Annotated in this window: 15 protein-coding genes; 4 read left to right on the forward strand and 11 right to left on the reverse strand. The window is 71.9% G+C overall.

What is annotated here, in order from left to right; genetic code table 11:
• Positions 1-40 precede the first annotated feature (40 nt).
• Entirely contained in the window at positions 41-781 is a 741-nt protein-coding gene (locus ACGFIV_RS02615) for an IclR family transcriptional regulator (RefSeq protein WP_392831305.1), read from the forward strand.
• Positions 782-890: 109 nt separating this feature from the next.
• Here ACGFIV_RS02615 and ACGFIV_RS02620 read toward each other — a convergent pair whose 3' ends face one another.
• Both ACGFIV_RS02620 and ACGFIV_RS02625 read right to left on the reverse strand, forming a co-directional pair.
• Positions 891-1,856: an SPFH domain-containing protein gene (locus tag ACGFIV_RS02620; RefSeq protein WP_358561791.1), complete on the reverse strand. Its 966-nt coding sequence runs from the start codon at positions 1,854-1,856 to the stop codon at positions 891-893.
• Between the two features lie 271 nt (positions 1,857-2,127).
• Positions 2,128-2,646, reverse strand: coding sequence for a hypothetical protein (locus tag ACGFIV_RS02625; RefSeq protein WP_358561794.1), 519 nt, complete (start codon positions 2,644-2,646; stop codon positions 2,128-2,130).
• Positions 2,647-2,740: 94 nt separating this feature from the next.
• Here ACGFIV_RS02625 and ACGFIV_RS02630 point away from each other — a divergent pair, with 94 nt between their 5' ends.
• The 3 genes from ACGFIV_RS02630 to ACGFIV_RS02640 are packed head-to-tail and all read left to right on the forward strand — an operon-like array spanning position 2,741 to position 5,247.
• A complete protein-coding gene (locus ACGFIV_RS02630) occupies positions 2,741-3,421 on the forward strand; it encodes a response regulator transcription factor (protein ID WP_392831309.1) in 681 nt (226 codons plus the stop codon).
• A 49-nt stretch (positions 3,422-3,470) separates the two neighbouring features.
• Positions 3,471-4,808, forward strand: coding sequence for a sensor histidine kinase (locus tag ACGFIV_RS02635; protein ID WP_392831312.1), 1,338 nt, complete (start codon positions 3,471-3,473; stop codon positions 4,806-4,808).
• A 46-nt stretch (positions 4,809-4,854) separates the two neighbouring features.
• Positions 4,855-5,247 (forward strand): PepSY domain-containing protein, encoded by a 393-nt coding sequence (locus tag ACGFIV_RS02640; protein WP_358560206.1) that lies wholly within the window; start codon positions 4,855-4,857, stop codon positions 5,245-5,247.
• Positions 5,248-5,453: 206 nt separating this feature from the next.
• On the opposite strand, the gene ACGFIV_RS02645 is transcribed toward ACGFIV_RS02640, so the two are convergent.
• The 9 genes from ACGFIV_RS02645 to ACGFIV_RS02685 form a co-directional block, all read right to left on the reverse strand.
• Positions 5,454-6,206: an HNH endonuclease family protein gene (locus ACGFIV_RS02645; RefSeq protein WP_358560208.1), complete on the reverse strand. Its 753-nt coding sequence runs from the start codon at positions 6,204-6,206 to the stop codon at positions 5,454-5,456.
• A 429-nt stretch (positions 6,207-6,635) separates the two neighbouring features.
• A complete protein-coding gene (locus tag ACGFIV_RS02650; RefSeq protein ID WP_392831316.1) occupies positions 6,636-7,043 on the reverse strand; it encodes a phosphomannose isomerase type II C-terminal cupin domain in 408 nt (135 codons plus the stop codon).
• Positions 7,044-7,134: 91 nt separating this feature from the next.
• Positions 7,135-7,896: an SDR family NAD(P)-dependent oxidoreductase gene (locus tag ACGFIV_RS02655; RefSeq protein WP_392831319.1), complete on the reverse strand. Its 762-nt coding sequence runs from the start codon at positions 7,894-7,896 to the stop codon at positions 7,135-7,137.
• 21 nt (positions 7,897-7,917) lie between these two features.
• Positions 7,918-10,236, reverse strand: coding sequence for a tetratricopeptide repeat protein (locus ACGFIV_RS02660; RefSeq protein WP_358560214.1), 2,319 nt, complete (start codon positions 10,234-10,236; stop codon positions 7,918-7,920).
• A gap of 63 nt (positions 10,237-10,299) precedes the next feature.
• Positions 10,300-11,139 carry a diaminopimelate epimerase gene (gene dapF / locus ACGFIV_RS02665; RefSeq protein ID WP_392831324.1) on the reverse strand — a complete coding sequence of 280 codons (840 nt, stop codon included), beginning with the start codon at positions 11,137-11,139 and terminating at the stop codon, positions 10,300-10,302.
• Positions 11,140-11,150: 11 nt separating this feature from the next.
• Positions 11,151-12,068, reverse strand: a complete 918-nt coding sequence (miaA, locus tag ACGFIV_RS02670; protein ID WP_392831327.1) for a tRNA (adenosine(37)-N6)-dimethylallyltransferase MiaA — start codon at positions 12,066-12,068, stop codon at positions 11,151-11,153.
• Complete coding sequence (locus tag ACGFIV_RS02675; RefSeq protein ID WP_392831330.1) at positions 12,068-12,595, reverse strand: methylated-DNA--[protein]-cysteine S-methyltransferase; 528 nt, start codon at positions 12,593-12,595, stop codon at positions 12,068-12,070. The genes miaA and ACGFIV_RS02675 overlap by 1 nt, the downstream gene beginning before the upstream one ends.
• A gap of 107 nt (positions 12,596-12,702) precedes the next feature.
• Positions 12,703-13,419, reverse strand: coding sequence for a class III extradiol dioxygenase subunit B-like domain-containing protein (locus tag ACGFIV_RS02680; protein WP_358560222.1), 717 nt, complete (start codon positions 13,417-13,419; stop codon positions 12,703-12,705).
• Positions 13,420-13,589: 170 nt separating this feature from the next.
• Complete coding sequence (locus ACGFIV_RS02685) at positions 13,590-14,585, reverse strand: CAP domain-containing protein (protein WP_392831333.1); 996 nt, start codon at positions 14,583-14,585, stop codon at positions 13,590-13,592.
• Between the last annotated feature and the right edge of the window lie 81 nt (positions 14,586-14,666).

A 14,666-nucleotide genomic window follows, 5' to 3' on the forward strand; every position in this document is an offset into this window, starting at 1 on the left:
GGATGAGCACGGTCCAGAGCGTCGCCGGGGAGCGGGCCCGATGAGCACGGTGCAGAGCGTCGACCGGGCGCTGGACGTGCTGGAGGCGCTGGCCGACCAGGGTGGCGAGGCGGGCCTGTCCGAGATCGCCGCCCGCACGGGCCTGCCGTACGGCACGATCCACCGGCTGCTGCGCTCGCTGCTGGCCCGGGGGTACGTCCGGCAGGAGTCCGACCGCCGCTACGCCCTGGGCAGTGCCCTGGTGCGGCTCGGCGGCGCCGCCGAGCGCATGGTGGGCGTGTGGGCGCAGCCGTACCTGGAGAAGATGGTCGCGCTGTCCGGCGAGACGGCGAACCTCGCCGTGCTGGAGGGCGACTTCGTCGTCTACGTCGCCCAGGCGGCCTCGCCTCGGCGGCTGCGGATGTTCGCCGAGGTGGGCCGCCGGGTCCTGCCGCACAGCACGGCGGTGGGCAAGGTCCTGCTCGCGGAGCGCGCCGACGCGGCCGCCATCCTGACCCGCACTGGCCTGCCGCGCCGCTCGGAGCACACGATCACCTCGATCGAGGCGATGCTCGCGGAGCTCGACAGGGTGCGGGAGCAGGGCTACGCGATGGACTTCGGCGAGGAGGAGCTGGGGGTCCACTGCCTGGCCGTGCCGGTGCGCGACGGCGCGAGGGTCATCGCGGCCATGTCGATCTCGGGCCCCGTCGACCGCATCGGGGCCCTCGGCCGAGAGGAACTGGCCCAGGGCATGCGCACCATCGCCGCCGCCTTCGGCACGGACGTGGCACCGCCCCGATGATCAGCCCCATCCCTGGTCACCACCATCAGGGCGGCCGGCAGCTCGCCGGTCCACCGAGCTTGCCGAGATCCGGACCTAGAAGCCGACATCACTCCCTGCGAGGCATGGGTCAGGGTGACTGCGGGGTGATGTTGAGGGAGCCGTTCTGCGGCACCGGCACCACCTGCACCCTGCCGTCCTGGATGGCCTTCCAGAGGATGGCTCCCTGCGGTCCGAGCACCTTGACCAGGTCCTTGATGGACTCCATCTCGGTCCTGACCTTGGTGTTGATCTGCTGCTGGGCGAGGTTCTGCTGCTTGGCGGCCTGCTCGGCGGCGAGCGCGTCGATCAGGGTCTGCGGCGGCTCGGGCTTCTGGATCGTGAGCGCGACGTCTCCGCACTCACCCGTGCCCGCGTAGTTGGGCTGGCAGAAGTAGTCGGCGCCGGCGGTCTCCTTGATGAACTGCCGCGCGAGCTGGCCGACCCGCTGCTCCCACTGCTGCTTGGCGTTCGGGTCGTTGAACAGCTTCTTCCACTCGAACTCCTGCGAGGCCGCGTCCATGGCCCGGTCGAGCGGCTGCTTGAAGTAGAAGTTGAGCATGCGGCGCCAGCCGTCGGACTCCCTGGCGTCGAAGTAGGAGCCGTACTTCAGCCCGATCTTCTCGTGGAACTGGCGCAGGGTCTCGCAGGAGGTGTTGAGGGTGAACGTCGCGGAGCCCGCGACCTGCATCTCGACGTTGTCCTTGGAGACGATGCTGATGGCCTTGGACTCGGAGTCATCGGTGCCGGAGAAGTCGAACGTGCGCTGACCGAAGGGATAGGCGTAAGAGGTGTCCCCCGGGCCGAGGAAGGTGGCCCCGCTGGAGGGGTTGATGCACTTCACGAACTTGATCGCCTCGAAGGGGCCGCCCGCGTAGTGCAGCCTCACCTCGTCGGGCGCGGTGCTGACCTTGCTGCATCCCGTGGCGAGGAGCCCGAGGCCCACGATGGCGATGACGGCGAGCAGAACCCCCCTGAGCAGAAGCCGCCTCCCACGCCCCCCACCCGATGCCTGCGAGCCCGATGCCTGCGAGTCGGTGCTCTTCCTTGCGCTCATCTTGGGGCCGCCCTTTACTCGTATTTTACGGTCGGCCGATCCTAGAACACCTCCCCAAGATCATCCGCTGCTCAGGCGGCTCCTGTGGACAACGGAAACAGCGTCCTCACACCGCTCTCGCACGCGGACATGGCCTGCCACTCGATCGGTCTGAATGAACCTGAGCGGTCTCCGGCACGCTGCGTCGGACTGACCACGAAAGCGGTCAGCTGAGTCAGATCGTGGGAACGGGGCGTTCGCCCGAGTATCGGATCGAGTCACCCGAAGGCGCTCAGTCGTTCTTGATCGTGGCTGTGGGGTGGTCGCCCGAGCAGCGGGTCTCGATTTCGGTGCGGGCGTCCTGGCTCTCGAACCTCACGCGCACCTTGTCGCGGGGGCCCCGCTCCGCGTCCTTCACCTCGTACCCCTGTGCCGGGGTCCAGGACCGCAGGGTCACCAGGCCGCCCGCGCACCGCGCCACCACGGTCCCGCCCCTGGCCGAGAACACCTTGGTCTGTCCTCGGGCGGCACTGGCGGACGGTGAGACCGAAGCGGACGCGGAAGGCCTCGCGGCGGCCGATTCGGTCCCCGAGGGCGACGCCGTCCCTGCCCCGGAGCCGTCACCCGTGGCGAGCGGTGACGGCGACGGTGAGGCGTCGAGGGAGCGGCGGATCTCGGCGGGCGAGAGGGCGCGGGAGGCGGAGCCGGTGATCGACTCGCCGAGGAAGGCGGTCACCACGATGCCCGCGCCGGTGGCCACGAGCCCGACGACCAGCCATCCGGTCACGACGAGAAGCAGGCGCCGGTTCATGCCCCTGATCCTCCCTGGCTGTCTCCTAAGACGGGGTTAAGGGCACCATAACGGGCTTATGCCGATCGCCTCGGAGCCGTTAGCGTATCCGCCCATGGCCAACGTCCTGCTCGTCGAGGATGAAGCGACGATTCGTACCGCCCTCATGCGAGGGCTGCGTGAGCGGGGCCACGCCGTGTCCTCGGCCCCGACCGCGCTCGACGGCCTGCGGCAGGCCGTCTCCGAGCGCCCCGACCTCGTCGTGCTCGACCTCGGCCTGCCCGACCTGGACGGCACCGAGATGCTGCGGATGCTCAGGGCCGTCAGCCGCGTCCCGGTCATCGTGGCGACCGCCCGGGACGGCGACGCCGAGATGGTCCGCCTGCTGGACGCGGGGGCCGACGACTACGTGGTGAAGCCCTTCAGCGCCGCCCAACTGGACGCCCGCGTGCGCGCCGTGCTGCGCCGCACCGCCGACGGCCGTACGGACGCGTCGGTGACCGTGGGAGGCCTGCGGCTGGACCCGCGCAGCCGCGAGGCCGTCCTCGACGGCGCCCCGCTGGACCTCACGCCACGCGAGTTCGACCTGCTTCACTTCCTGGCCGCCCGCTCCGGCGAGGTCGTCACGAAGCGTGAGCTGCTCACCGAGGTCTGGCAGGTGCCGTACGGCGGAGCGGACAAGACCGTGGACGTCCACCTGTCGTGGCTGCGCCGCAAACTGGGCGAGACCGCGCAGGAACCCCGCTACCTGCAGACCGTGCGCGGCGTCGGGGTCAAGCTGGTCGACCCGACATGAATCGACGGCTCACGGCGGCCCTCACCGCACCGGAACCGGCCGGGCCGGCATGAGGCGGTGGCTCGCGCTGCTCGTGGCGGCCACCACCTCGCTGGTGCTGGTCGCCCTGCTCGTCCCGCTGGGCCTGCTGGTCCGCGCGCTGGCCGAGAGCGGCGCGGTGACGCAGGCGAACTCCGAGGCACAGTCCGTCGCGGCGTCGGTGGGCACCGTGGATCCCGATGGCCTGGCGCTGACCGCCGAGCGCACCTCCGCGTCGAGCGGCCACGCGATCAGCGTTTTCCTGCCCGGCGGCCAGGTCGTCGGCTCCCCCGCGTCGCGCTCGCCGGCCGTGGAGCTGGCCGCGCGCGGGCAGAGCCTCACGGCGCGGACCGCCTCCGGCCTGGAGGTGCTCGCCGCCGTGCAGGGCCTTGCCGATGGTACGGCCGTGGTCCGCGTCTTCCTCAGCGAGAAGGACCTCCGCAAGGGGGTCAGGGAAGTGTGGATCGGCATGCTCGTCCTCGGGCTCGCCCTGATCGGCGTCGGCATCCTCGTCGCCGACCGCCTGGCGCTCGCGCTCACCCGGCCCATGACCGGGCTGGCCCGTGTGTCCCACAGGCTCGCCGCCGGGGACCTGGGCGCGCGGGCCACGCCCGGCGGTCCCGTGGAGGTGCGCGACGTGGGGCTCGCGCTCAACCACCTGGCGGGACGGATCAGCGACCTGCTCGCCGAGGAGCGGGAGACGGCCGCCGACATCTCCCACCGCCTCCGTACGCCTCTCACCGGGTTGCGGCTGGAGGCCGAGTCGCTCACCGACCCGGAGGAGGCCGCGCGGCTCGGGAACCGCGTCGACGCGCTGGAACGCGCCGTGAGCTCGGTGATCACGGACGTACGCCGCCGGTCGCAGGAGCACGCGAGCTGTGACGCGGTGGCGGTGGTGGCCGAGCGGGTCACGTTCTGGTCGGTGCTGGCCGAGGACCAGGGCCGGCCGGTGGAACTGGACCTTCCCCAGGGGCCGCTCAGCGTGGCCGTCAGCGCGGCCGAGCTGTCCGCCTGCGTCGACGCGCTGCTCGGCAACGTCTTCGCCCACACCCCCGAGGGCGTCTCCTTCACCGTACGACTGACGCCCGCCGCAGCCGGTGACGTACGTCCGGCGGGCCCCCCGGGCGACGTACGAGCGGCGCCCGCCGCGTCCGGGGGTGTACGGATCGAGGTCGCCGACTCGGGGCCGGGGTTCGGGCTCGCGCCGGAGGGCGCGAGCCCCCTCGATCGGGGACTCAGCAGCGCGGGATCGACCGGGCTGGGGCTGGACATCGCCCGGCGGACGGCCGAGGCGTCGGGCGGTTCCCTGTCGCTCGGCACCGCGCCGGGCGGCGGCGCGGTGGTCGTTCTGACCTTAGGAGCCCCTTAACTTCGCCGAAGCGCGGGCTTAGGGCGTTCCCGGCGAATGTGGGGCCATGACGAAAACACGAAGCATCGGCAAGGCGGCCAGGCTCACCATCGCGGGCGCCGGAGCGATCGCCGTCCTCACCACCGGAGCCGTGGCGGCCTCGGCCGCGAACGCGCTCTCCACGCCCGCCGCCTCGACGTCCACGACCGCGTCGGCGGTGACGGCCACGACGAGCACGACGAGCACGGTCACCACGTCCTCGGCGATCACCTATCGGCAGGCGATCAGGATCGCCAAGAAGCGGGTCCCCGGCGCGCGGGTCACCGAGGTCGAGCGCGAGTGGGAGCACGGCTACCGCGTCTGGAAGGTGGAGCTGAAGAAGCACCACACCGAGTACCGCGTCTACATCTCCGTCAAGACCGGCAAGATCATCAAGTTCCGCCAGAAGCACGACGACTAGGACGGCCAGGACGACCGACAGGTCTAGCCGTGCCGTGGAGGGCAGAGGGGGCTCACCACGGCACGGCTCGTGCTTTCACAGCCCGCACCGGAACAGTTCGTCACATCTCCGACCGGAACATTTCTTCACTCCCTGTACCGGCACAGCTCATCACGTCTCATGCCGGAACAGTTCGTCCATGCCTCGTACCGTACGGCGGGTGCGGGTCAGGCGCACTGGGCGAGCATGGCGTCCTTGTCGGGGGCGGTGACCGCGAGCTCGTACTTCAATGCCACCTGCGCGAAGCGCACGGCGTAGGAGCAGCGGATGACCTTGGACGGGGGAAGCCAGGTCGCCGGCCCCGAGTCGCCCTTTGAGGAGTTGGTCGAGCCGTCGACGGGCATGAGGTTCAGCGGGTCGTTGGCGATCTGGACCCGCTTGGCCTTGGTCCATCGCGACGCGCCCATCTGCCAGTCGTACGACAGCGGCATGATGTGGTCGATCTGGACCTCGGAGGCGTCCTGCTTGGTCCATGCGATGGTCTTGCCGGTGTAGGGGTCGTGAAGCGTCATCGAGGCCAGGACGCACTTGGAGCCCGAGCGGTACTTCAGATCGTCGCCGTCGCGTGCCAGGACGTCGTTCCTGGTGTCGCAGCCGTTGTGCGCGAACGGGATGTCCTCGGCGTTGTCCGCCCACGCGTACCCGAATTCGGCCCGGGCATAGCCGGTCTTGGGGCCGCGTCCCTTGGTCGGCAACTTCTCGATCAGCTTGACCGCCGCGACGCGGTCCTTGGACGACGTGATCGCGGCGAGGCCGCGCCCGGTGCCCTTGGGATTGTCCAGAGGGAGGACACCGGTGGAATCGCCACCGGCACCGCCACCATCCCCGGACCCCATGTCACCAACACCGCCGCCACCGGCGCCATTGGCGTCGATGGGGCCACACCCCATCAGCATGACGGCCGCCACGACTCCGGCCATGATCGCGCGAGATCCACGCAGGCGCACTGCCACCCCCAGGTAAAGAAAAAGTAATACCTAGGTATAGCAACTACCCCCGAAAGCCGCGATTACGGCAAAGCCCGGGAGAAGGCGGCCAAGCCCAGGTAGATCGGACGAATCCTCGGGGGGAGGCATGCGGACAGCGGTTATGGACGGAAGAACAATCGAGCGGATCCGCGAGAAACGAGCTCCCGTCGCGATCAGGGCGCCGATCTCACGGACTCAAGAACGCTCACGGACCGAAGCCGATCTCACGGGCACAAGAACGCTCACGGACCGAAGCCGATCTCACGGGCACAAGAAGGGTTTCCTGGGTCGTAGAACGGTCTCGCGGGGTCGTAGAACGGTCTCACGGGTCGTAGGACGGTCCTGCGGGCCCAAGAAGGAAAGCCAGGGACTCCGGGACCGTCAGGTTCTTCCGTAGGCGTCGTCGAGGCGCTCGATGTCGTCCTCGTCGAAGTGGCCGAAGGCGACCTCCAGAATGCGCGTCGCCGGGCCGGAGGAGCTCAGCCGGTGGGTCTGCCCCGCACGGATCAGCACCCGGTCGCCCACCGACGGCTCGACGCGCTCGCCGTCGATCTCGAAGACCGCGCCGGGGTCGAGGGCCACCCATAGCTCGTCGCGGTATTTGTGCCGCTGGAGGCTGAGCCGCTGCCCGGGCGCGACCTCGATGATCTTGACGGTCGACGTCTCGTTGTGGGTGTAACGCTCGAAACCACCCCACGGGCGCTCGTCTCGTACCACCGCGGCAAGCCGGTCGATCTCCAGCACTCTGCCTCCCAACTCCACGTAAACGTACGCGTGACTCTTCCACATACGGATGAAGTATGCGTGACCTGGACGAAACCGCCCCGCCACAACCACGAGACGCCCAGGCGATCCATGACCAGGCGGCGGACGGCCGGGATCATGTTGCCAGGAAGCCGCCGTCGACGGGCAGGACCACGCCGGTGACGTACGAGCCGGCGTCCGAGGCCAGGAAGACCGCGGCGGCCACCAGCTCGGCCGGGTCACCGGCCCGCCCCATCAGCACGCGCCGCTCCAACTGCCCGTCGAGGTAGCCGGGACGGTAGCTGGCGGTCATTTCGGACTCGAAGAACCCCGGCTCCAGGCAGTTGACCCGGATGCCGCGCCGCCCGGTCCACTGCTGGGCCAGATCTCTGGTCAGCCCGGCGACGGCCGCCTTGGACGCGCTGTACGCCGCCTGCGGCAGACCGGCCGTGGTTTCGCCCAGCACGCTTCCGACGTTCACGATGGACGACCCGGGACGCATCACCTTCGCGCAGGCCTGGGCCATCCAGTACGAGCCGTGCAGGTTGACCTCGACGACCTGGCGGAACTCCTCCGGGGTCTCCCGCAGCGCGGGCACCGCCGTGCCGACCCCGGCGTTGTTGACCAGGATGTCGACGCCTCCCAGCTCGGCGACCGCCGCGTCCACGAGCGCCTGGCAGTCGCCGGGGCTGGTGACGTCGGTGACCACCGCGACGCAGCGGCGCCCGGTCTCCTCGACCAGACGCCGCGTCGCCTCCAGCCTGTCCTCGCGCCGGGCGCCGATCGCGATGTCGGCGCCCGCCTCGGCGAGGCCGCGGGCGAAGGCCACGCCCAGCCCCGAGGATGCCCCGGTGACGACGGCGACCTTGCCGTCGAGCCTGAACCGCTCAAGCACCATGGCTCCCCAGGGACACCGGATCTACAGGCCGTACTCCTTGGTGATGCGCTCGTGCCGCTCCACCTCGATGCCGGCGCTGCGCGCGAGGTCGAGCCAGGCCAGCGGGTGGCTCCAGCGCTCGGTCGCGTCGTCGAGCAGGGCGTCGACCTCGACCGGCTCGATCCCCGGCGGCACGGCGATCCAGCCGTAGACGCCCTGGAGCCGCTCGCGGGTGGTGGGGTGGGAGACCGAGTAGTTCTCGTCGCTGTAGACCCACATGGGCCAGCCGCGCTCGGCCATCACCTCGTTGAACTCGGTCCAGTCTTCTTCGCTGGGGGCCGCCCCGTCGAAGAACCAGCTGGTGTAACCGCCCGGACGCAGCAGCGCCACACCGGCGAACGGGATGACGTAGCTCTCCTGCTCCTCGGCGCCCTCGGGCACCGGCTCCAGCGGCCGGGGGTCGATGACGACGACGTCACCGGCGTTGTAGTCCATGCCGCGGGGCTGCGGGATGAGCAGCCGGGCGGTGGCGGGACCGGTGCGCACGGCGAGCACCTCGCGCTGGCTGCCGTCGGAGACCGGCAGGACGACCCGGACGAGGTGCCACTCCTCCTCGATGGGGCCCTCGGTGGTGTCGAGCTGCATGCCGAGTTTGGCGGCGCCCTCGCGGACGAGCGGCCAGTCTTCGGAGGCGGTGGCCATGACGATCATGCGCCAGGTGTCCTCCTCCTCGCCCTGGCCCGACTCGACCAGGTCGCGCAGGATGGCCGCGCCCTTGGCGTTGTCGCCGAGCTGCTGGGCTGCACCCGCGAGCAGGCGCCTGGCCTCCAGCGCGACGATGCCCTCGGCTCCGGCCGCGAGCGACTTCTCGGCCTCGGAAGTGGTCTCGGCCCACCGCTCACGCGCCCGGTGCAGCCTGCCCAGCGCGAGGTGGGAGGTCGGCGCGGGCAGCATGGCCGCGAACCGCTCCACCCGCTGGTCCTGGCCCGCCTCGATCAGCACGCCGGTGAGGTAGGCGATGTCCTCCTCCTCGGCGGTGGCCGGGTCGGCGTCCTCGACGATCGTCTTCCACAGGATGTCGGCGCCCAGCGGCGCGTACCCGAGGAAGCCCAGCGTCGTGGTGTGGCGGCGCGTGGCCTCGAGGTCGGTGCCCGACAGCGGCCACAGCCAGCCCACCCAGCGCTCGGGGTCGGCGTTGTGGCCGTCGGCGGCGTCGAAGTAGGCGACCAGCTCGTCCTGCGGGCCCGGAGCCGGGGGCGGCGTCGCGGCGTCGGCGGCGGCACGCAGCGCGGTCACACGCTCGGACAGCCCTTCGGCCGTGCGCAGCTCGCCAAGCCAGGACTCGGCGAGGTCGGCGAGCGCGCGGGCCTGCCACACGCCCTGCCGCGCCACGGCGAGCTCACCGGCGATCAGGGCCAGCTCGACCCGCCCGCGGTTGACGCCCATGGTCTCGAAGTAGCCCATCCACTGGCGAAGCACACGGCCGAGCTGCCAGGTGTTGCTGATGACCTCGCCGAGCAGCCGCACGGCGCGCGCCCACTCGACCCAGTCACGGGGGTGGTCGCCGACGACGTCGAGGTCGGGGAGCGCCTCCAGCGCCGGGGTCAGACGCCCCGCGGTGGCCAGCACCAGGGCGCGCAGCACCCCCTCGCGGTGCTCCTTGGCGACCGGGTCGTCCGCCGGGAACTCCTTGGCGGAGTCGAGCTCGGTGAGCGCCTCCTGCGTGCGGCCCGCGGCGAGCAGCGCCCGCACGCCCGAGGCCGCCAGCTCCCAGCTGACCTGCCCTTCGGCGGACCTGCGGCCCGCGACGGCGGACTCGTAGTAGGTGACGGCCTGCTCGGCCTCGCCCGCGTCGGACAACGCCGCGACGTACTGCGTGACGAGCCCGCAGAAGGCGGGCGAGCCGGGCCGCACGGCCTCAAGCGCGGCGCCGAGAGCGGCGAGGCGCTCGGCGGCGTACCCGGGGCCGTCGATGTTGGCCTGGCAGACGGCGAGCGCCTCCACGGCGGCGGGAACCGAGGGGCACTCCCTGGTGTCCTCGCGCCGCGCGAACTCCAGCAGGGCCTCGGCGTCGCCGAGCGCGACCGTGCCCTGAGCGCGGTCGCCGATGCGGCTGACCAGGTGCCAGTGCCGGGCGAAGAGCTCAAGCCACGGCAGCTCCAGCGCCTCGGCCTGCTGGGCGACCGCCGGCGCCATCACGTCGAGCTGGGCATAACGGCCCTCGAAAGCCTGCGCCGGGAGGTCGCCCAGCGCGATGGCCAGCCCGGTGTTCCCCGATTCGGCCAGTTGCCGTTGGGTGTCTGAGACCCAGGCCCAGATGTCCACGTCCATGGCACGCCAGTCTGCCAGTTCGCAGAGCATGCCCCAAACATGCGGGCGGTGCGGTGGACGAGCGGGCGGCCGCAACCGGACCCCGCGGCCCGCTCAGGAGAGGGCGAAGGCGGGGAACTCGCCGGAGGCGACGAGGACGGCCGGGCCGGTCAGGTGGCTCGTGCGCCCGTCGAGCGTCACCGTGAGGACGCCCCCCGGCACCTCGACGGTCCACGTGCCCGAGGTTTCTCCCGCGAGACGCGCCGCCGCCACCGCCGAGGCCACCGCGCCCGTGCCGCAGGACCGGGTCTCTCCGGAACCGCGCTCGTACACGCGCATCACGACCCTGCGCTCCCCCACGAGGTTGAGCAGCTCGACGTTGACGCCGTGCGGGAAGACGGCGGGGTCGAAGCCGGGCTGCGAGGTCAGGTCGAGCTGGGTCACCGGGTCGCCGGTCACGCAGGCCAGGTGCGGGTTGCCCATGTCGACGACGAGCCCCTCGTACTCGGTGGCTCCGACGGTCGCCACGCTCTCGCCGAGGACCTCCGGCGCGCCCATGTCGACGGTGACGTCCCCGGTGCGCGCGAGCTGTACGCGGCGGACGCCGGCGCGGGTGACGACGTCGAACTCCCCCGGGTCGGCCAGCCCGGCGTCCACGAGATAGCGGGCGAAGACGCGCAGGCCGTTGCCGCACATCTCGGCCACGCCGCCGTCGGCGTTGCGGTAGTCCATGAACCAGTCGGCGCCGTGCGACCGGCCGGACTCGCGATCGGCGATCTCGGCGGCCTCCGCGCTCAGCTTGGCGGGCACGACGTGGAGCACCCCGTCGGCCCCGATGCCGGAGCGGCGGTCGCACAGCGTCGTCACCAGCGACGCGGGCAGATCGAGGCTCCCGTCAGGGTCCGGAAGGATGACGAAGTCGTTCTCGGTGCCGTGGCCCTTTACGAAACGCATGTCACCGAATCTTACCCCGCGACCAATGTCAGGGCCTGCTCGACCAGGTCAGGAGCGTCGAAGGGCAGCCACCTCACCCGAGGGTCGCGCCGGAACCACGACTCCTGGCGCCGGGCGAACCGTCGCGTCAACCTGACGGTCTCCTCCCTGGCCTGGTCCTCGGTCCACTCCCCCTCAAGGAAGCGCAGCACCTGCGCGTAGCCGAGCGCCCTGCGGGCCGTACGGCCGCTCGCGAGCCCCCGGCCGGCGAGGACCCTGACCTCCTCGACGAACCCGGCCTCCCACATGCGGTCGACCCGGATGGCGATGCGCTCGTCGAGCAGCGGCCGGGGCACCTGGACGCCGATCTGCACGCTGTCGTAGACGGCGTCGTAGGAGGGCATCGTGGCCGAGAAGGGCCGGCCGGAGAGCTCGATCACCTCCAGGGCGCGCACGATGCGGCGGCCGTTGCTCGCCAGGACGGCCTCGGCCGCCACCGGATCGAGCTCCTTGAGGCGCTGGTGGAGCGCCTCGGGACCGACGGCGTCGAGCTCGGCCTCCAGCCTGGCCCTGATCGCGGGGTCCGTGCCGGGGAACTCCAGATCGTCCAGGGCCGCGCGGACGTAGAGGCCGGAACCGCCCACCAGGATCGGCACCGCGCCCCTCGCGCGCATGCCGTCGATGAGCGCGCGGGCCATCCGCTGGTACTCGGCCACGCTCGCCGTCTCGGTGATGTCCCAGACGTCCAGCAGGTGGTGGGGGACGCCGCGGCGCTCGGCGGGCGTGAGCTTGGCCGTGCCGATGTCCATTCCCCGGTAGAGCTGCATGGAGTCGGCGTTGACGGCCTCGCCTCCGAGGCGGAGCGCGAGCTCCACGGCCAGGTCCGACTTGCCCGCGGCGGTCGGCCCGACGACGGCGACGACCGGCGGCCCCGCGTCCGCGCGCTCCACTACAGCTCCCAGTCGAGGGTCGGCGGCAGGTAGCCCTCCAGGGTGAGCAGCCAGCGCTTGGAGTCGACCCCGTCGCCGCCGCTGAACCCTCCGAGCCCGTTCCCGGCGACGACCCGATGGCACGGGACGATGATCGGGACGGGGTTGCTGCCCATGATCGACCCGATGGCGCGGGCAGGCACGCCGGAGCCGCTGCTCCCGGCCAGGTCGCCGTAGGTCGTCACCCTGCCGTACGGGACCGTCTCGTACAGGGCGCCGAGCACCCGCCGTTGCATCGTCGACATCAGGCGCCAGTCGATGGGCACCGTGAACTCCCGGAGCTCCCCGGCGAAGTAGGCGGCCAGCTCGTCCAAGGCGTGCGCCGTACGGGCCGGATCGTCCACGCCGGGCACGCCGAGCCGGCCGAGCAGCCTCCGCCTGGCGGCGTCGCTGTCCTGGAACACGGTCGCCACCACCCCATCCGGGGTGACGGCCGCCAGCACGTCGCCGAGCGGTGTCGGCACGCTGCCCAAGGCGACGTCTACCATCCGATCATGTCCATCCGCGCTAGTCGTCGGCGCGGCGAGCGCCGCACCCGTCCTCCCACCGTAACCACGGCCGGGCGTGGTCCCATCCCTATCCTCCGAGCCGCCGCTCACGATGGCTCGTGCCGGGTCCAGCGGGCCACGAGGTAGCCGACGCCGTAGGGCGCGTCGTCGTAGAGCAGCTCGCCGTGGAAGCCGCTCCCGCCCTCCGACTCGGCCCCGGCCGCGCCCGCGAGCACCTGGAACGGCACCCGGCCCGCCACCCACAGCTCCGCGGCCTCAGCGGGGTCGAGGGCCGCCAGGGCCGGTACGTCCGCGCCGCCGAGCGCCCGCGCGAGCGCCTCGTTGTAAGCGAGGGCACCGGGCTCGAAGTAGCCGGGCGAGCGCACCGTGAGCCTGGCGGAGCCGTCGCCCATGACCAGCAGCGCGACCCGCCGCCCGCGACCCGCCAGAGCCGCGCCGAGCCGCCGGCACGCCTCGGGCGGGGCGTCGGAGGCGACCGCCTCGTACCCGGAGGCGGGCCCGGACCCGGCGAGGTCCAGGAGCAGGCGGCCGACGGTCAGGGAAAGCGGGAGGACCGGGCTCCCCGAGCCCACGCGGACGCCGGCGCCGCCCCACGGGGCGAGGCTCCCGCCCGCGTGCGGCTCGTACGAGCGTGACGCCTCGGCGTCGCCGACCACGACGAGCGTGTCCGGCCGGGAGGCGGCCAGCGACCGGATCGCGGACGCGCAGGCGTCGCGCAGGTCGTCGAGCTCCGGCGCCGCCGCTCCCGCGATCTCGGGGGCGATCAGCGGAGGATGCGGGCAGACGGCCGCGGCGACGAGCACAAGATCAGGCTAACCCCACCGGCCCGCCACCCGGACCGGCCGCCCTCCCGCCCGGCTCGCCGCCGGAACGGACGGCGCCGTCCTCCCCGGCTCTACGGGCCGGACCATGGGTCCTTGGAGCCGGTCGAGCGGAGAGGACGGCGGTGGGCCGTTCCGGAGAGCCGTCCAGGTCAGGCGGAACCGAAGTCCTGGGTCCACCAGGGGCCGCCGCTACCGAAGTGGACGCCGACGCCGATGGCCTTGAGCTTGCAGTTCATGATGTTCGCGCGGTGCCCGGGGCTGTTCAGCCAGCCCTTGACGACCGCGTCCGGGGTGGCCTGGCCGCGTGCGATGTTCTCGGCGAACATCGACGCGTTGTACCCGGCGGCCTTGATCCGGTCCCACGGGGAACGGCCGTCGGCCGAGGTGTGGTCGAAGTACCCCTTGGCCGCCATGTCGTCGGAGTGGCCCCGCGCGGCCTTGCGCAGCTTCTCGTCGATGCGCAGCGGGCCGCAGCCCTGCTCCTGCCTGGCGGCGTTGGTCAGGCGCGCCACCTCGTCCTCTGCGGCGACGACGGCCGACACCTTGCCGGTCGGGGAGGGGCTGGACGCGGGCTTGGTCGGCTTGGGAGCCGGCGTCGTCGAAGGCTTGGCGCTCGGCTTGGCCGTGGGCGTCGCGGACGGCTTCGTGCTCCGCGGCGCGGCGAGCCTGCCGATGTCGTCGAAGAAGTCCGGGGGCAGGCCGGAGGACCGGTCCGGCAGTTGCGCGTTCGGCTCGACGTACCCGGCGAGGCCGTCGGGGGTGACGCCCTGGCCATTCGTGCCGGTGGTGTCCGTCGAGGTGTTCTTCTTGTTCTTCGCGCTGTCGTTGTTCGCGACGGGCGCGGCGGTCGGTCCGACCGGGGAGCCCGGATCGTCGGCCCGTGCGCCGGAGGACCCCGAAGAACCAGAGGAGCCGCTCGACCCGTCGGACCCCGCGCTCTCGCCGGAGGCGTCGTCCGGGTCGGCGGAGACGTCGCCGGGGTCGGACGCGGCGTCGCCCGCGGCCTGGTCGGAGCCGGTCCCGTCCTCGGACGACTGCTGGCTCACGGTGCCGGCGCCGCTGGTGGAAGCGGTGCGGTTCGTGAGGGTGATGACCCCTCCGGCGGTGACGGCCGCCGCCAGCACGGCGGCGGCCGTGCTGATCACGAGGGTCCTTTTGCGCGAGCTCGAGGGGGAGGGCGGCTCGCTTGCGAGGTATTCGGTGGGGAGATGTGAGCTGGACTCGTC

This window comes from Sphaerisporangium sp. NPDC049003 (assembly GCF_043197795.1).
Taxonomy (GTDB): Bacteria; Actinomycetota; Actinomycetes; order Streptosporangiales; family Streptosporangiaceae; genus Sphaerisporangium.